Below are 16,404 nucleotides of genomic sequence, written 5' to 3'. Positions count from 1 at the left end.
CCATGAATCCCTACCGTCATTTCATCGGCGAAATCGTCTCGGCGCTGACATCCATGCAGGCCGCCGGCGAATTGCCGGAAAAGCTCGATTTTTCGGCCATTACGGCCGAACCGCCACGCGACGCCGCCCATGGCGATATCGCGACCAACGCCGCCATGGTGCTGGCCAAGGCCGCGGGCAAGAAGCCGCGTGACATCGCGGAGGCGTTGCTGGGCCGCCTCAAAGCCAACCCGGACGTGGTCGACGGCGCCGTGGCGGGGCCGGGCTTCCTCAATCTCAAGATCGCCGACGGCTTCTGGCGGGAGCGCCTGCGCGATTGCCTCGAGGCAGGCGTTGCCTATGGCGACTCGACGATGGGGCAGGGCGCCAAGGTGAACGTCGAGTATGTCTCGGCCAATCCGACCGGCCCGCTCCACGTGGCGCATGCGCGTGGCGCCGTCGTGGGCGACGCGCTGGCCAATCTGTTGGCGAAGGCGGGTTATGCCGTCACCAAGGAATATTACATCAACGACGCCGGTGCTCAGGTCGACAAGCTCGGCCAGTCGACCTACCTGCGTTACCGGGAAGCGTTGGGCGATCATATCACGGCGATTCCCGAAGGCCTCTATCCCGGCGAGTACCTGAAGGACGTGGGCGCGGCGATCGCCAAGCGTGACGGCGCACGCTGGATCGACAAGCCCGAGGCGGACTGGCTGCCGGAGATGCGCGCCTTCGCCATCGCGACCTTGATGGCCGAGATCAAAACCGATCTCGCGACGCTGGGCGTCAACATCGACGTCTATTCGTCGGAGCGTGCTCTGGTCGAAAGCGGCGCCGTCGATCGCGCCTTTCAGGAACTCAGCCGCCAGGACCTGATCTATCAGGGGCAGCTCGAGCCGCCGAAGGGCAAGAAGCCGGACGACTGGGAGGATCGCGAGCAGACGCTCTTTCGTGCGACGCAGTTCGGCGATGAGGTCGACCGGCCGCTCAAGAAGTCGGACGGAAGCTGGACCTACTTCGCCAACGATATCGCCTACCATCACGACAAGTTCCGTCGCGGCTTCAGCGACATGATCGACGTGTGGGGCGCCGACCATGGCGGCTACGTCAAGCGCATGAAGGCGGCGGTCAGCGCCATCACCGAGAAGCAGGGCGAGCTCGATGTGAAGCTCTGCCAGCTCGTGCGTGTCATGAGAAATGGCGAGCTCGTGCGCATGTCCAAGCGTGCCGGCACGTTCGTCACCTTGCGCGATCTTTTGGATGAAGTCGGTCCCGACGTCGTGCGCTTCACGATGCTGACCCGCAAGAACGATGCGCCCTTCGACTTCGATCTGGTGAAGGCCACCGAACAGTCACGCGACAACCCGGTTTGGTATGTCCAGTATGGCCATGCGCGCACGCGCTCTGTCATGCGACAGGCAGGTGCTGCCGGCATTGCGGTCGATGGGTTGGGCACTGCGCCGCTCGACCGTTTGGCTGATGCCAGCGAGCTGGCGCTGATCCGTATGATCGCCCAGTGGCCGCGTCAGGTGGAGGCCGCAGCGGTGGCGCATGAGCCGCACCGCATCGCCTTCTATCTCTACGACCTCGCTGCTGCTTTCCATGCCCATTGGAATCGCGGTCGTGAGGAGCCAGGTCTGCGTTTCGTGGTCGAGGGTGATCCCGATCTCACCCGGGCGCGTCTGGCGTTGGTACAGGGAATCGGATTTGTGATAGGATCGGGATTAAAGGTCTTCGGCGTAACACCCGTCGAGGAAATGAGATAACGAATGCACATCCGCCGGTCCCCCTCCGGCGACGGACCTACGATCTACCGACCGAGTGAGTCGGTTGCCGTGCGGCTCGATCCACCGCCCCGGCCCGTCGCGCACGAACCAGATTCGATTCCGCCGCCGCCGCGGGACTCGTTGCTCATGCGCGTCAATAGACGCCGCGGCCAGATCCTGACGGTCATGGTTTCCGTCGCCGCGATCGCGAGTTTCGGCTCGGTCGTGTGGTGGGCGCATAATCAGGACGTCAAAGCCGGTGGCCGGGGCCTGGAGCCGTTGGTCGTGCAGGCGCCGACCACGCCGGCCCGGATCAAGCCTGAGAATGCCGGCGGCCTCGTGCCGCCCAACCAGGACAAGGAAGTCTTCAACCGCATCGCCCCCGGTGCGGTGCCTAGCCAGCCCGAGAAGCTGCTCCCCGTGGCGGTGACGCCCAGGCTGCCGGCCAACGGTCTGCCGACCCCGGCTGCGCCCAAGCCGCCGGAAGCCGAGGTCGCCAAGGCGCCGACGCCATTGCAGCCCAATCCTCCGGCTTCAGCCGTGATGGGGCCGACGCCGCCGCCGGCTGACGCTAAGGGTCAAAACAATCTGCCTAATGTGCAACCGGCCTCGACAACGCCGACCAGCGAGAGCGGACCCAGCATCGCGAGCCTGATCGAGAATATGTCCGGTCCGACCGGTGGCTGGCGGGTGCAGATCGCTTCGGTAAAGAGCGAAGACGTCGCCAAGTCGACCTGGGCACGCCTGCAAAGCGCCCATGGCGACGTGCTGTCCAACCTGCGCATGCAGGCGGTGAAGGTCGATCTCGGCGACAGGGGCGTCTGGTATCGCGTCCAGGCAGGCCCGCTCGATGAGAAGCAGGCCCACAGCGTCTGCGCCAACCTCAAGTCGCGCAAGACCGACTGCGTCTCCGTTCCTCCCGCACGGTGACACCTTGCCCATGAGTGCGCAGCGCGCCGCGATCTTCGGCTGCGCCGGTCCCGATTTGACGCCCGATGAGCGCGCCTTCTTCCGCGACGCCGATCCGTTGGGCTTCATCCTCTTTGCGCGCAATTTCGACACACCGGAACGCGCGCGCCGATTGGCTGACGACCTGCGGTCCTCGGTGGCGCGGGCAGAAGCGCCCATCCTGATCGACCAGGAGGGTGGTCGTGTGGCGCGGCTGCGCCCGCCGCATTGGCGCAAGGCGCCACCGGCCCGTCTTTTGGGCGAACTCTATGCGCGGGACCCTGAGCGCGGGCTCGAGGCGACGAAGCTCAACTCGCGCCTGCTGGCCGCCGATGTGAGGTCGGTCGGCTGTGACGTCGATTGTGTGCCTGTCCTGGACATCGCCTTTCCCGAGACCCATGCGGTGATCGGCGACCGTGCCTATGCCGATCGCCCGGAGCCGGTGGCGGCGCTGGGGCGCGCTGCCGCCGAAGGCCTGCTGGCCGAAGGCGTGATGCCGGTGATCAAGCACATTCCGGGGCACGGCCGCGCCACGGTCGACAGCCACGATGCGCTGCCGACGGTGACGGCCTCGCGGGCGGAGCTGGAGCGCACAGACTTCGTCCCCTTCAAGCTCCTGTCCGACCTGCCTTGGGCGATGACCGGGCATCTCCTCTTCGAGGCGATCGACGCCAAGGACTGCGTCACGGTATCGGCGCGCAGCGTGAAGGATATCATCCGCGGCCATATCGGCTTCGAAGGGCTGCTGCTATCGGACGACCTTTCCATGCAGGCGCTGGGCGGTTCGTTGGGGGATCGGGCTTTCCGCGCGCTGGCTGCGGGCTGCGATATCGCCCTGCATTGCAATGGCCGAATGGCGGAAATGGTCGAGATTGCTGGTCGCATCGGGCCGATGACCGACCTCGCCCGGCGCCGTGTCGACGCAGGCCGGGCCTTTCTCGCCCGCCACAGTGATCCGGCCGGCCGCCAAGGGCTCGCCGATGCTGCAAAAAGGCTCACCGAACTCCTGCCCGAATGGGGATAAGGCGGGCCAAATCCAGTGGCGGCAGGCAGGCCCACTAGACTAAACCGGGGCTACATGAACGAGCCTGCAAGCCCGCCCCCCGAAGACGTTCCGGTCGCCGACGCGCCCGCTGCGCCTGCTGAAACGGCACCGGCCACCGACGGCTTCAACGCCGCCGGGCCCGACGTCATTGCGCCGGGCGAGGGCGAACTGATCGTCAATCTCGAGGGCTTCGAAGGCCCGCTCGATCTGCTCCTCACCCTGGCGCGCGATCAGAAGGTCGATCTGCGGCGCATCTCGATGGTGGCGCTGGTCGATCAGTATCTGGCGCACGTGGCCCAGGCCCGCCGCCTCAGGCTGGAACTGGCCGCCGACTATCTCGTGATGGCGGCCTGGCTTGCCTACCTGAAGTCGCGCCTGCTGCTGCCGGAGCCGCCGGCTGGCGAAGAACCGTCGGGCCAGGAGATGGCCGATGCCCTGCAGTGGCAGTTGCGCCGCCTGGAAGCGATGCAGGAAGCCGGCGCCCGCCTGATGGCGCGGCCTCAGCTAGGCAAGGACATCTTCTCGCGCGGTCAGCCCGAGGGCGTCATCGTCGTCCGTCGCGCCGTGTGGGACGTGAAGCTCTACGACCTACTGCAGGCTTACGGACATCAGGTGCGGCCCAAGGATGCCGACACCTACCAGATCGCGCCGATGCAGTTCTTCTCGGTCGAGGAGGCCGCGGAGCGCCTGGGCCGGATGCTGGGCATCGCTATCGACTGGCAGACTCTCGAAGCCTTCCTCCCGGCCGGCCTTACCGATCCGAACAAGCGCCGCTCGGCCCTCGCTTCGACTTTCGTGGCAGGCCTGCAATTGGCCAAGGATGGCCAGATCGAGCTGCGACAGACCGAGCGCTTTGGCCCTATTCATTTGCGTAAACGTACCGAGCAACGGTGACGGTTCCCGATATGTCAGATCAAGAAAACAAAGCGACCGCCGTCGAAGAGCCGAAGGAACAGGAGGCGGTGATCGCCGAGCCTGCATCGGAGGCCGAAGTCGTCGCCGGCGATCTGCCCGAGGACGAGGAGTTGGCCGCTGCCAAGAAGCGGCAGGGCGTCGACGAAGACGATGATGACGACGATGACGACGATGACGATGACGAGTCGGACGATGAAGACGATGACTCGGACGAGGATGAAGACGAGTCGGACGACGACGATTCCGATGAAGATGATGACGAGGAGTCGGATGATGACGACTCGGACGATGACGACTCGGACGATGACGACGATGATGACGAGGACGAAGAAGAGGACGAGGACGAAGAGGATGGCGAAAAGGCCGTCGTAGAGGAGGCCTCGGAAGCCGAAACCACGGAAACCACGCCTGTAGAGGCCGAGACCGTGATTGCCGCCGCTGCGGGTGCAGCCGTAGCCGCCGCGGCCGCAGGCCAGGTCACCGACGTCGTTTCACCCGACCATGCCCAGCACCTGCGCCTGCTCGAGGCGCTGCTCTTTGCTGGCACCCAGGCACTTGATGAAAAGGATCTGGTCGAACGCCTGCCCAACGACGCCGACGTGGCTCGGCTCCTGGCCGATCTGGCCGAGCTCTACGCCAACCGGGGTGTCAATCTGGTGAAGGTGGCGGGTGGCTATGCCTTCCGTACGGCGCCTGACCTGGCCGAGAAGCTCAAGATCGAGCGGCCGGTGACGCGCAAACTGTCGCGCGCCTCGGTCGAGACATTGGCCATCATCGCCTATCACCAGCCGGTGACTCGTGCAGAGATCGAGCAGGTTCGTGGTGTTGGCCTGAGCAAGGGCACGCTCGACCTGCTGTTCGAGCAGAACTGGATCAAGCCGATGGGCCGCCGGCGTGCGCCGGGCAAGCCCGTGACCTGGGGCACCACCGACTTCTTCCTCGAACATTTCGGCCTGCCGAGCCTCGACGACCTGCCGGGGCAGGAGGAGCTGAAGGCCGCTGGCCTCTTGGACCCGCGCTCCCAGCCCCCCATATTCCGTCCTGAGGAGCCGGATCTGCCGCTCGAACCGACGGAAGAGGAGGCTGTCGAGCCTCTCGCCACCGAGGAGACGGGGCGCTAACGCCCCAATAGAACCTTATTCGACCGGTTGCCGGGACTTCGACGCGAGTGCCATAATCGGCACTCGTGAACACGACACGCCGATCGTAGAAATTCTTGGGAGCATTTTCACATGGGTAGCTTCAGCATATGGCACTGGCTAATCGTGCTGGCCGTCGTGCTGCTGCTGTTCGGCGGTCGCGGCAAGATCTCGCAGCTCATGGGCGACTTCGGAAAGGGCCTGTCGGCCTTCAAGAAGGGCGTCGGTGCGCAGGAAGAGACGCCGCCGGCGCAAGCCAATCAGCAGCCAGGCGACGCGGCCAAGCCGATCTCGGCTCAGGCCACCACTACGCCGCCGGGTGGCCAGGTCCACCAGGATGCGAAGGTCTGAGAGCACGTCCGGAGTGGGCCGCGGCGCGTTGCTGCGGCAGGGTCTGAACGCCGATGTTCGGTATCGACAGTCCTGAGCTCTTGGTCATTGCCGTTGTGGCGCTTGTCGTCATCGGCCCCAAGGAGCTTCCGAAGCTGTTGCGCAGCTGGGGCCAGTGGATGGCCAAGATGCGCGGCATGGCGTCGGAATTCCGTGGGCACGTCGATGAGATGGTCCGCCAGTCGGAGCTCGACGAGGTGAAGAAGCAGCTCGAGTCGGCGCCCGGCCTCGATTTGCAGTCGCTTGATCCCACCAAGGAGATCAAGAGCCTCATTCAAGAAGGTGTCGCCGAAGGTGAAAAGGCGATCGCCGAGGTGAAGGCCCAGATCGACAATCCCCTGGCCGAGCCCGAATCCGCGCCTCAAATCGCGGCTGAGCCTGCTGCGCCGCCCGTACTTGCGCCCGTACCTGCAGTCGAAGAGAAGCCGGCGAAGGCCGCTGCGGTCGGCTGAGTGCCAAATAGCGCTTTGAATCGAGTGCCAAAGGACGGCATAACGCGGCTCCCATGCTGCGAAGCGTACCGTGACCCAGGCATACGACGGACCTGAAGACGACAAGCCGATGCCGCTGCTCGATCATCTGGTCGAGCTGCGCAAACGCCTGATCTATGCCCTTGTCTGCTTCTTCGCCGTCTTCTTCGTCACGTTCTACTTCGCCAAGCCGATCTTTTCGTTCCTGATGCAGCCGGCGATTGCCGACGGCTACAAGGTTGTCGTCCTCGACATCTTCGAGTTCTTCTTCGTCACCGTGAAGCTGTCGGCGTTCGTTGCGCTGATCGTCGGCTTCCCGCTGATCGCGGTTCAAATCTGGCTGTTCGTGGCGCCTGGCCTCTATCGGCACGAGAAGCGCGCCTTCGTGCCCTTCCTGGTCGCCACGCCGTTCATGTTCTATGCCGGCTGCGCGCTCATGTACTATGTCGTGCTGCCCTACGTGATCAATTTCATGCTCACGCAGTACGCACCGCCGGACATCGAGAAGACGCTGAGATCGTCCGACTATCTAGAGCGCATCCTGCAACTCGTCTTCGCCTTCGGCTTTGCCTTCGAGGTGCCGGTTCTCCTGACCCTGCTGATCCAGGTCGGGATCGCCACCAGCGAAGGGCTCAAGTCCAAGCGCCGCTACGCCATCGTCATCGCCTTCGTCATCGCGGCCGTCCTGGCTCCGCCCGATGTGGTGAGCCAGATCGCGCTCGCCATTCCCTTGATGGCCTTCTACGAGATCAGCATCCTGATCGGCGGCTGGATCGAGCGGAAGCGCGCGAGAGAGGAAAAGGCAGCCGAGGAAGCCGAGAAGAAGAAAGCCGACGAGGCGGCCAGCTCCTAGTCATGCACGACATACGTTTCGTCCGCGAGAATCCCGACGCCTTCGACAAGGGCCTGCAGCGCCGTGGTCTCGTGCCGGCTTCGGCCGGTATCCTGGAGATCGACAAGCGTCGTCGCGCCGCCATTTCGGAGAGCGAGGCTGTGCAGGCCAAGCGCAAGGCGCTCAGCCAGCAGATCGGCATCGCCAAGCGCAAGGGCGAGCCCGCCGACACCCTCATGGCCGAAGTTGCCAGCCTGGAAGAGGGGCTGAAGAAAGGCGAGGCCGAGGCGCAGCATCTCGACGAGGAATTGAAGCGCCATCTCGAGATCCTGCCCAATATACCGGCCGACGAGGTGCCGACGGGCAACGACGAGCACGGCAATGTCGAGGTTCGCCGTCATGGCAACCAGCGCAATTTCAGCTTCCAGCCCAAGGACCATGTGGCGCTGGGCGAGGCGCTGGGCGAGATGGATTTCGCACAGGCCGCCAAGATTTCCGGTTCGCGCTTCGTCTTTTTGAAGAACCGGCTGGCGCGGCTCGAGCGGGCGATCGCGCAGTTCATGCTCGACCTGCACACCGAAGTGAATGGCTACACCGAGATCGATCCGCCGATGCTGGTGAAGGATGCCGCGGTCTATGGCGTCGGCCAGCTTCCGAAATTCGCGGAGGACATGTTCCGCACCGACAACGGCTTCTGGCTGATCCCCACGGCCGAGGTCTCGCTCACCAACTTGGTGAACGACATGGTGCTGGACGAGAAGGACCTGCCGCTGCGCTTTACCGCGTTCACGCCCTGCTTCCGCTCCGAGGCGGGCGCTGCCGGCAAGGACACGCGCGGCATGATCCGCCAGCATCAATTTCCCAAGGTCGAGCTCGTCAGCGTCACTACGCCTGAGCACTCCGAAGCCGAGCACGAACGCATGACCGCATCGGCCGAGGAAGTGCTGAAGCGGCTAGGCCTTGCCTATCGCACGATGACGCTCTGCAGCGGCGACATGGGCTTTTCGGCGCGCAAGACCTACGACCTCGAAGTCTGGTTGCCGGGTCAGAACGCCTATCGCGAGATTTCGAGCTGCTCGAACTGCGGTGACTTCCAGGCGCGCCGCATGAACGCCCGCTACCGCCCCAAGGAAGGCAAGGGCACGCGGTTCCTGCACACTCTGAACGGCTCGGGCCTTGCGGTCGGCCGCACCTTGATCGCCGTGCTGGAGAACTATCAGAACGAGGACGGCTCGGTGACGATCCCCGACGCACTGCGCCCCTACATGCGCGGCGTCGAGACGATCGCCGCCGGCGTGGCCAAGAAGTGAACGCGGTCAATCTCGCCAAGGCGCGTATCCTCGTCACCAACGACGACGGTATCCACGCGCCCGGCCTACAGGCCCTGATCGAGATCGCCGAGCAGCTTTCCAGCGATGTCTGGGTGGTGGCGCCCGAGGTCAATCAGAGCGGCGCCGGCCATTCGCTGTCCTTGTCGCGGCCGATCCGGTCGCGCGAAGTAAGCGACGGCAAGTACGCGATCGAGGGTACGCCGACCGACTGCGTCTTGTTTGCGGTCAAGCATCTGCTGAAGGATCGCAAGCCCGACATCGTCCTGTCCGGCGTCAATCGTGGCACCAACATTGCCGACGACGTGACCTATTCCGGCACGATCGCGGCTGCGATGGAAGGGTGCCTGCTCGGCCTGCCGTCGATTGCCTTCAGCCAGGCCTATACGCACGACCATCCCGTGAAGTGGGGCACCGCCACCGCCCATGGCGCCGCCGTGGCGCGCCGCGTCCTCGCCATGGACTGGCCACGCAACGTGCTGGTCAATATCAACTTCCCCGACGTCGTCGCAGGATCGGTGAAGGGCATCCGGGCAACGCACCAGGGCAATCGCGGCTTCGGCGGCTACATCATCGAGCGCCACGATCCGCGCGGCGGGTCCTACTACTGGATCGGCTACACGCCACAGGAGCGCGAGATCGACGAGGCGAGCGACATCGCCGCCGTTCGCGCCGGTTACGTCTCCGTGACGCCGCTCTACCTCGACCTCACCCACGAGGCGATGCGCCGTAAGCTCGTCGCCGAGTTCGAGCCGGCCCCCGCGAAGGCAGAGTAGGGCGAGGCGGGCGCCGTGAACGTCCCGGCCATGCAGCGCCTGATTGCCGAACTGCGCAACTCGGGCATCGCGGACGAGAACGTGCTGACGGCGATCGCCTCGGTCGATCGCGAGCGTTTCGTATCGCCGACCTTCGCCGAGCGCGCCTGGGAGAACACGGCGCTGCCCATTGCCTTCGGCCAGACCATCAGCCAGCCGCTGGTCGTGGCCGCCATGACCGAGGCGTTGCGCGTGGGCCCGCGCATGAAGGTGCTCGAGATCGGGACCGGCTCGGGCTACCAGGCTGCCGTGCTCGCCAAGCTGGCGCGGCGGGTTTACTCGATCGAGCGCTTCAAGCCGCTCTCGAAGGAAGCCGAGCGGCTGCTGCTCAATCTCGGCATCTACAATGTCGTGGTCGACATCAACGACGGCAGCAAGGGTTGGCCCGGCCAGGCGCCATTTGACCGCATCATCGTTACGGCAGCTGCCGAGGAACGGCCGCAAGCGCTGATCGACCAGCTCGCCGTGGGGGGCATTCTGATCGTGCCGGTGGGCCGCGATCCGACCGCACAGGTCGTCGAGCGCATCGTCAAGAGCGAGAGCGGCTTGAAACGCGACACGCTGATGCCGGTGCGTTTCGTGCCGCTCGTCACCGGTCCGTTGCCGGTGCTGGGGCAGGGATAAAGCGGCCGAAAATCGTCATTGGCCCGATTCCCGCCGGAATCGTGATGCAGTAAACTGGATTCATGAAAAGAGCCCCTCGCTTCCCCTCGCGATGGGCGGGCTGGCTGCGCACGCTGGGTACAATGGCGGTGCTGTCTGTCGCGCTCGGCGCTTGCAATACCGTCATGGGCGCCCGTGAGGGCACCATGGAGTATCCCGGCTCAGCGGCCGGTCCCAATGCCGTCCCGGTCTATGTCGTGAAGGACAAGGACACGGTCGAGAGCCTGTCGCAGCGCTATGGCGTGTCGAGCCAGACAATCATCGACCGCAACAATCTCAAGCAGCCCTACACGCTGAAGGCGGGCCAGACCCTGCAGATGCCGGGTGCTCGCTTCGTGGCCGACAATGTCGGGACTGCGGCCACCACCCAGACCGCCGCGGCCAATCCCAGCGCGCCTGGACCCGTCAAGCGAGAGGCTTTGGCGGCGCCCGGCGGGAGCGAAGCACCACGCTCCGCAGCGCCCGCCGGCGAGCCGACGCCGCTCGCGCCGGCGGCACATTCCGTCACCGTGCCGGCTACCCCGCCGCAGCGGATGGCTTGGCCGGTCAACGGCAAGGTCGTCTCGAGCTACGGCACGTCGGGTGGCCAGAGGAACGACGGAATCGACATCGCCGCCGCCAAGGGCACGACGGTGAAGGCCGCCGATAGCGGCAAGGTCATCTATGCCGGCAACGAGGTCGCCAAGATGGGCAATCTGCTGCTGGTCGAGCATTCCGGCGGCTACATCACCGCCTACGGCAACAACGAGGCGCTGCTGGTCAAGAAGGGCGACACCGTGAAGAAGGGCCAGGCGATCGCCAAGGTCGGCAATTCCGGTGGTTCGGCCGAACCTCAGCTGCACTTCGAGGTTCGCCGCTCCGGCAAGACCATCGATCCCACGACGGTGCTGCCGGCACAATAAGCGGCGTCAGACGACCTTTCCGTCGATCTTGTATTCACCCTTGCGGTCCTCGATTTCGAGGACCCAGAGGTCGGGATCGCGGGCCACTTGGCGCGCGATGTAGGCGTCGGCGTCTGGTTCGGAGACCGGCGCTAGTCCAGTGCCACGGCTCCAGGCCGGTTCGTCGTCGAAGGTGCTGGCCTGGGTGTAGACCGTCACGCCGGCTTCGAAGCGATTGATCTTCAGGAGCACCGTGCCGGCATCGGGGTCACCGCGCCGCACGACGGCCGCGGGAATGAACGCACGATCGCACAGGCGCACCTGTGCGCTGACCCAAAGTCCGGTCGTCAGGCCCATCACCATCGGCTCGTCATCCTTCCAGCGCGTCGTCCAATCCATCGAACACAGCACGCGCGCCGCGCCAGCGGAAGCGCACACAGGCGAAGGGGAGCGCGTTGAGAGCCGCATCGCCGTCGGCCAGCGCGGCCGGTGCGATCAGGATGGGCCTGATATCGGGCCCGCTGCGCGCCGAGGCAAGCGATAACGAGCCCACCGCGAGCGCCAGCTCGTCAGCCCGACCATCGGTCACGAGGGCGAACAGCGGCTGCGGCCGCTCGCCCTTCAGTGAGAAGAGATCGTGCGCACCACCGAACAGGCCGCGTTTGGCCAGTTCTTCGTGTAGCGCTGCGTCCACCAGCCGGCGGTCGCAGGCCGTCATCGTCGAATCGCCCTGCATCGGCTCGACGCAAAGATTGAGGTGAGCGCGGGAAGACTCGCCGGCTTTGAAACGGCGCACCGAGTCGACGAACTGGCCAAGCAGGCGGGTCAGTCGCGGGCTGGCGAGCGGCGCCACGATCAACGCCTCCGAGGTCTTGCTGTCCGGCCAGGTGACCTGCCGCCACACGCCATCGTCCAGGAAGTCGCGGAAACCCGATTTGCGCTGGCCGGGCCGCGCGCCTCCCATACGGCCGGAATGGGCGAGATAGAGTGCGCCGCTGTCGTCCGCCACGACAATGCCCGCCACCCTCCGGTCGGCGCCGGCGCATGGCAGGTTGATCTCGCAGGTGATGCTTTCGCGCCTGGTCGGCGGATCGGGTGCATGCCCAAGGAGCAGCGCGTGCCGGGCCGCATTGCCGTCATTCGCCCGTCGCGACTCAATGGCCCACCAGAAGGAATCGTCACGGGCCCAGTGGATCGTGGCGCGTAGCTCTCCGCCACGCCAGGTGAGCCGCACGCTGCGCGCAGGGACGCCTTTCAACGCGCCCTGCAGGCGTTTGATGGCGCGGTCGATACGTCTTGGTTCCCCCACGACCCGCAGCATGCGTGATCCTACCGCTGCCGGTTGCCCTTGCCCACTCGGTCGGCATCCGGCAAGAGACCGACCCTCATGGCCGAACCGCCCCTTCTCGCACTCCAGGACATCCGCTACCGGCTGGGCAGCCAGACGATCCTCGACGGCGTCGAGCTTTCGATCGCGCCCGGTGAGCGGTTGTCGCTGATCGGCCGCAACGGCGCCGGCAAGTCGACTCTGCTGCGCATTCTGGCGGGCGAACCGATTGCGGATTCGGGCACGCGCTTCGCCCAACCCGGCGCCACGGTCGCGACCCTGCCGCAGGAGCCGGATTTCACCGGCCACGACTCCGTGGCGCACTACGTTACTTCGGCACTGCCCGATTCGCTGGGGCCGTCGGACTATCGCGTCGCAGCGCTGCTCGACGAGCTCAAGCTCGACGGGACTCGGGCGCCCTCCGAACTGTCGGGCGGTGAGGCCCGCCGGACGGCACTGGCACGCGCTCTGGTCGCCGAGCCCGATGTGCTGCTGCTCGACGAGCCGACCAACCATCTCGACTTGCCGACCATCGAATGGCTCGAAGCCACGTTGGCCGCCTGGAAGGGCGCCTATGTGCTGGTGAGCCATGACCGGCGCTTCCTCACCAACCTGGCGCGCGCGGTGCTGTGGCTCGACCGCGGCATCGTCCGCCGCCTCGACCGCGGCTATGCCGAGTTCGAAGCCTGGTCGAACGACATTCTGGAGCGCGAGGCGACAGAGCGGCACAAGCTCGACCGTCTGATCGAGCGCGAGACGGAATGGGCCGGCAAGAGCATCCGCGCCCGCCGTACGCGCAACGAGGGCCGCCTGCGGGCGCTCGGCGAGCTGCGCAAGCAACGGCGTCAGCAGATCGGCCCGGTCGGGCGTGCGACCATCGAGACAGGATCGGCCGAGCAGTCGGGCGCGCTCGCCATCACGGCTCGCAACATCTCCAAGAGCTGGGGCGACAAGACCGTCGTGCGTGAGTTCTCCACGCGCATCTTCCGCCGCGATCGCATCGGGCTGATTGGGCCGAACGGCGCGGGCAAGACGACACTCCTGCGCATGCTGATTGGCGAGCTTAAGCCTGATGCCGGCTCGGTGAAGCTCGGTGCCAATCTGATACCGGTGGTGATCGATCAGCGCCGCACCGCGCTCGATCCCGACAAGACGCCCTGGGAAATACTGGCCGACCGTAACGACCACGTGTTGGTGCGCGGTCAGCCGCGGCACGTGATGACTTATCTGCGCGAGTATCTGTTTCGTGACGAGCAGGCGCGCCAGCCGGTGCGCACGCTCTCGGGCGGCGAGCGCAACCGCCTGCTGCTCGCCAAGGCATTGGCCGCCCCCTCGAACCTGATCGTCCTCGACGAGCCTACCAACGATCTCGATGCCGATACGCTCGACCTCCTGCAGGAGGCCCTGGCGGACTATGACGGCACTGTCCTGCTGGTAAGCCACGATCGCGATTTCCTCGACCGGCTGGTGACGTCGACCATCGCCTTGGAAGGCGATGGCACGGCCATCGAGTATGCCGGCGGCTACAGCGACTATCTCATCCAGCGTGGACCGCGCGAGGTGCCGCCTGCACCGACCGCCCGGCGGGAGAAGGCGGCCGTCGCGCCACGTGACGCGGCGCCTGCCAAACAGCGTCTTGGCTACAAGCGCGAGCGTGCGCTGGCCGAGCTGCCGAAGAAGATGGACGCGCTGCACGCCGAGATGACAGCCCTCAACGAGGCTTTGGCCGATCCTGCGCTCTACACGCGCGATCCCAAGAGCTTCGCCGCCAAGACTGCCCGCCTCGGCACCGCTCAGGCCGAGCTCGATGCAGCCGAAAACGAGTGGCTGGAGCTGGAAATGCTGCGCGAGGAGCTGAAGAGCGCGGGTTGACGGGGCAGGGGGTGTCGGGTACCCCCACGCACCCCCGAAGGTCCCCCAAAGTGCCCGATTCCGCTGTTTCTCACGATCTCGACGCCCGCCTGGCCGGCCATCCCGCTGGTCTCAGGCGCACGTTCGCGATCATCTCCCATCCCGACGCCGGCAAGACCACGCTGACCGAGAAGCTGCTGCTGTTCGGCGGCGCCATCCATGTCGCGGGCGCGGTCAAGGCGCGTGGTGAGGCCCGACGGGCACGCTCGGACTGGATGAAGATCGAGCAGCAGCGCGGCATCTCGGTCACCACCTCGGTGATGCACTTCGAGTATGGCGGCGCGGTCTTCAATTTGCTCGATACGCCAGGCCACGAAGACTTCAGCGAGGACACCTATCGCACCCTGACCGCAGTTGACTCGGCCGTCATGGTGATCGACGCGGCCAAGGGCATCGAAGCCCGCACGCGCAAGCTGTTCGAGATCTGCCGCCTGCGCGACGTGCCGATCGTCACGTTCATCAACAAGATGGATCGCGAGAGCAAGGATCCCATCGAACTGCTGGACGAGATCGCTTCGACCCTGGCGCTCGACGTGACGCCGATGAGCTGGCCGGCTGGTTCCGGCCAGACCTTCAAGGGCACCTACGATCTCGCCAACGATCGCATGCTGATCTTCGACGCCGCCGATCGCGAGCGCATCGGCGAGACGGTCGAGTACGAAGGCATCGAGGATCCGGCCCTGGCGAAATCGCTGCCAGCGGAGCAGTACGCCAAGCTTGCCGAAGACGTGGAACTGGTACGCGCTGGCTATCCTGCTTTCGAGATCGAGTCCTATCGCGGCGGTCATCTGACGCCGGTGTTCTTCGGCAGCGCCTACAACAATTTCGGGGTGCGCGAGCTTCTCGACGCGCTGGCGGCCTGGGCGCCGCCGCCGCGGCCGCAGCCCGCCGAGCCGCGACCGATCGAACCGACCGAACCCAAAGTCTCGGGCTTCGTGTTCAAGGTCCAGGCCAACATGGACCCCAATCACCGTGATCGCATTGCGTTCCTGCGCCTGTGCAGTGGCAAGTTCCGCCGCGGCATGAAGCTGACGCAGATGGGCACGGGTAAGACGCTGTCGGTCAATTCGCCGATCCTGTTCTTTGCCCGCGAACGCGAGATCGTCGACGAGGCCTGGCCGGGCGACATCATCGGCGTGCCCAATCACGGCGTGCTGCGTGTCGGCGACACGCTGACCGAAGGCGAGACGATCAAGATCGTCGGCATCCCGAACTTCGCACCGGAAATCTTGCGTCGCGTGCGGCTCGAGGACCCGATGAAGTCCAAGCAGCTCAAGCGCGCGCTCGACGATCTGGCGGAAGAGGGCGTGACCCAGGTGTTCCGGCGCGTGATCGGCGGCGACCATATCGTGGGCGTGGTGGGCGAATTGCAGCTCGATGTGCTCAAGACCCGCGTCGAGGCTGAATACCAGGTGAAGATCGATCTCGAACCGGCACCCTTCGAGACGGCGCGCTGGATCTCGGCCGAGACCAAGGCCGATCTCGAAGCCTTCATGTCGGCGAACCGCGGCGGCATGTCCGAGGATCGCGACGGTTCGCCGGTCTTCCTGGCCCGCAACGCCTGGGAGCTGGGCTACATCGCCGAGCGCTCCCCCAAGATCAAGTTCTCCGATATTCGCGAGCGTTCGTAATGACCCTGACGCACATCGATCCCGGTCCGCGCATGAGCGAGGCCGTCATCAAGGGCAATCGTATCCATTGCTCAGGCATGATCCCTGAAGACACGTCGCGCGACATCACCAGTCAGGTGGAGCAGACGCTGGCGGAAATCGATTCGCTGCTGGCCAAGGGCGGTAGCGACAAGACGAAGATCCTGAGCGCCGTGATCTGGCTGGCCGATATTTCCGACTTCGCCGCCATGAACGCAGTGTGGGATGCCTGGGTCGTGCCCGGTCAGACCCCAGCCCGCGCGACGGTTCAGGCCAAACTCAACGACCCGAAGATGAAAATAGAAATCATGGTCGTCGCGGCGATCTAGTCTGCTAAGGTCGCCGC

Annotated in this window: 17 protein-coding genes; 15 read left to right on the top strand and 2 right to left on the bottom strand. The window is 65.4% G+C overall.

Annotated elements, in window-relative coordinates:
• Window positions 1–2: 2 nt before the first annotated feature.
• The 12 genes from argS to EPO50_RS01760 all read left to right on the top strand — a co-directional run bounded on the left by argS (window position 3) and on the right by EPO50_RS01760 (window position 11,192).
• Window positions 3–1,745, top strand: a complete 1,743-nt coding sequence (gene argS, locus EPO50_RS01815; protein ID WP_296340928.1) for an arginine--tRNA ligase — start codon at window positions 3–5, stop codon at window positions 1,743–1,745.
• Between the two features lie 147 nt (window positions 1,746–1,892).
• Entirely contained in the window at window positions 1,893–2,675 is a 783-nt protein-coding gene (locus EPO50_RS01810; RefSeq protein WP_296340927.1) for an SPOR domain-containing protein, read from the top strand.
• 10 nt (window positions 2,676–2,685) lie between these two features.
• Window positions 2,686–3,717 carry a beta-N-acetylhexosaminidase gene (nagZ, locus tag EPO50_RS01805; protein WP_296340926.1) on the top strand — a complete coding sequence of 344 codons (1,032 nt, stop codon included), beginning with the start codon at window positions 2,686–2,688 and terminating at the stop codon, window positions 3,715–3,717.
• Between the two features lie 54 nt (window positions 3,718–3,771).
• Window positions 3,772–4,632, top strand: a complete 861-nt coding sequence (locus EPO50_RS01800) for a ScpA family protein (protein ID WP_296340925.1) — start codon at window positions 3,772–3,774, stop codon at window positions 4,630–4,632.
• Window positions 4,629–5,774 carry an SMC-Scp complex subunit ScpB gene (scpB, locus tag EPO50_RS31480; protein ID WP_367268020.1) on the top strand — a complete coding sequence of 382 codons (1,146 nt, stop codon included), beginning with the start codon at window positions 4,629–4,631 and terminating at the stop codon, window positions 5,772–5,774. The genes EPO50_RS01800 and scpB overlap by 4 nt, the downstream gene beginning before the upstream one ends.
• Window positions 5,775–5,885: 111 nt before the next feature.
• A complete protein-coding gene (locus tag EPO50_RS01790; RefSeq protein WP_296340924.1) occupies window positions 5,886–6,143 on the top strand; it encodes a twin-arginine translocase TatA/TatE family subunit in 258 nt (85 codons plus the stop codon).
• 53 nt (window positions 6,144–6,196) lie between these two features.
• Entirely contained in the window at window positions 6,197–6,634 is a 438-nt protein-coding gene (gene tatB, locus EPO50_RS01785; protein ID WP_296340923.1) for a Sec-independent protein translocase protein TatB, read from the top strand.
• A gap of 70 nt (window positions 6,635–6,704) precedes the next feature.
• Window positions 6,705–7,505, top strand: a complete 801-nt coding sequence (tatC, locus tag EPO50_RS01780) for a twin-arginine translocase subunit TatC (RefSeq protein ID WP_367268019.1) — start codon at window positions 6,705–6,707, stop codon at window positions 7,503–7,505.
• A 2-nt stretch (window positions 7,506–7,507) separates the two neighbouring features.
• Window positions 7,508–8,794 (top strand): serine--tRNA ligase, encoded by a 1,287-nt coding sequence (gene serS / locus EPO50_RS01775; protein WP_296340922.1) that lies wholly within the window; start codon window positions 7,508–7,510, stop codon window positions 8,792–8,794.
• A complete protein-coding gene (gene surE, locus EPO50_RS01770) occupies window positions 8,791–9,588 on the top strand; it encodes a 5'/3'-nucleotidase SurE (protein ID WP_296340921.1) in 798 nt (265 codons plus the stop codon). Before serS ends, surE begins: the two co-directional genes overlap by 4 nt.
• 30 nt (window positions 9,589–9,618) lie before the next feature.
• Window positions 9,619–10,251, top strand: a complete 633-nt coding sequence (locus EPO50_RS01765) for a protein-L-isoaspartate(D-aspartate) O-methyltransferase (RefSeq protein ID WP_367268022.1) — start codon at window positions 9,619–9,621, stop codon at window positions 10,249–10,251.
• Window positions 10,252–10,313: 62 nt separating this feature from the next.
• A complete protein-coding gene (locus tag EPO50_RS01760) occupies window positions 10,314–11,192 on the top strand; it encodes a M23 family metallopeptidase (protein ID WP_296340919.1) in 879 nt (292 codons plus the stop codon).
• A gap of 6 nt (window positions 11,193–11,198) precedes the next feature.
• On the opposite strand, the gene EPO50_RS01755 is transcribed toward EPO50_RS01760, so the two are convergent.
• Together EPO50_RS01755 and EPO50_RS01750 are read right to left on the bottom strand one after the other, a co-directional pair.
• Window positions 11,199–11,570 carry a DUF1491 family protein gene (locus EPO50_RS01755; protein ID WP_296340918.1) on the bottom strand — a complete coding sequence of 124 codons (372 nt, stop codon included), beginning with the start codon at window positions 11,568–11,570 and terminating at the stop codon, window positions 11,199–11,201.
• On the bottom strand, window positions 11,542–12,492 hold the full coding sequence (locus tag EPO50_RS01750) for a hypothetical protein (RefSeq protein ID WP_296340917.1): 951 nt from the start codon (window positions 12,490–12,492) through the stop codon (window positions 11,542–11,544). Before EPO50_RS01750 ends, EPO50_RS01755 begins: the two co-directional genes overlap by 29 nt.
• A gap of 66 nt (window positions 12,493–12,558) precedes the next feature.
• On the opposite strand from EPO50_RS01750, the gene EPO50_RS01745 reads away from it, so the two are divergent.
• The 3 genes from EPO50_RS01745 to EPO50_RS01735 all read left to right on the top strand — a co-directional run bounded on the left by EPO50_RS01745 (window position 12,559) and on the right by EPO50_RS01735 (window position 16,387).
• On the top strand, window positions 12,559–14,370 hold the full coding sequence (locus EPO50_RS01745; protein WP_296340916.1) for an ABC-F family ATP-binding cassette domain-containing protein: 1,812 nt from the start codon (window positions 12,559–12,561) through the stop codon (window positions 14,368–14,370).
• An 89-nt stretch (window positions 14,371–14,459) separates the two neighbouring features.
• The gene (locus EPO50_RS01740; RefSeq protein WP_296341004.1) at window positions 14,460–16,040 is read left to right on the top strand and encodes a peptide chain release factor 3; all 1,581 of its coding nucleotides are present in this window, start codon (window positions 14,460–14,462) and stop codon (window positions 16,038–16,040) included.
• Window positions 16,040–16,387 (top strand): RidA family protein, encoded by a 348-nt coding sequence (locus EPO50_RS01735; RefSeq protein WP_296340915.1) that lies wholly within the window; start codon window positions 16,040–16,042, stop codon window positions 16,385–16,387. The genes EPO50_RS01740 and EPO50_RS01735 overlap by 1 nt, the downstream gene beginning before the upstream one ends.
• Window positions 16,388–16,404: the final 17 nt, after the last annotated feature.

The organism is Reyranella sp., from assembly GCF_004297405.1.
Classification (GTDB): Bacteria; Pseudomonadota; Alphaproteobacteria; order Reyranellales; family Reyranellaceae; genus Reyranella.
The sequence above is the reverse complement of the archived record's forward strand: the minus strand, read 5'-3'. Positions and strand labels throughout refer to the sequence as shown.

Excerpts from the sequence above, each read along its gene's own strand:
- argS (WP_296340928.1), top strand. The coding sequence starts at position 3 with ATGAATCCCTACCGTCATTTCATCGGCGAAATCGTCTCGGCGCTGACA.
- EPO50_RS01810 (WP_296340927.1), top strand. The coding sequence starts at position 1,893 with ATGCGCGTCAATAGACGCCGCGGCCAGATCCTGACGGTCATGGTTTCC.
- nagZ (WP_296340926.1), top strand. The coding sequence starts at position 2,686 with ATGAGTGCGCAGCGCGCCGCGATCTTCGGCTGCGCCGGTCCCGATTTG.
- EPO50_RS01800 (WP_296340925.1), top strand. The coding sequence starts at position 3,772 with ATGAACGAGCCTGCAAGCCCGCCCCCCGAAGACGTTCCGGTCGCCGAC.
- EPO50_RS01790 (WP_296340924.1), top strand. The coding sequence starts at position 5,886 with ATGGGTAGCTTCAGCATATGGCACTGGCTAATCGTGCTGGCCGTCGTG.
- tatB (WP_296340923.1), top strand. The coding sequence starts at position 6,197 with ATGTTCGGTATCGACAGTCCTGAGCTCTTGGTCATTGCCGTTGTGGCG.
- serS (WP_296340922.1), top strand. The coding sequence starts at position 7,508 with ATGCACGACATACGTTTCGTCCGCGAGAATCCCGACGCCTTCGACAAG.
- EPO50_RS01765 (WP_367268022.1), top strand. The coding sequence starts at position 9,619 with ATGCAGCGCCTGATTGCCGAACTGCGCAACTCGGGCATCGCGGACGAG.
- EPO50_RS01760 (WP_296340919.1), top strand. The coding sequence starts at position 10,314 with ATGAAAAGAGCCCCTCGCTTCCCCTCGCGATGGGCGGGCTGGCTGCGC.
- EPO50_RS01755 (WP_296340918.1), bottom strand. The coding sequence starts at position 11,570 with ATGGATTGGACGACGCGCTGGAAGGATGACGAGCCGATGGTGATGGGC.
- EPO50_RS01750 (WP_296340917.1), bottom strand. The coding sequence starts at position 12,492 with ATGCTGCGGGTCGTGGGGGAACCAAGACGTATCGACCGCGCCATCAAA.
- EPO50_RS01745 (WP_296340916.1), top strand. The coding sequence starts at position 12,559 with ATGGCCGAACCGCCCCTTCTCGCACTCCAGGACATCCGCTACCGGCTG.
- EPO50_RS01735 (WP_296340915.1), top strand. The coding sequence starts at position 16,040 with ATGACCCTGACGCACATCGATCCCGGTCCGCGCATGAGCGAGGCCGTC.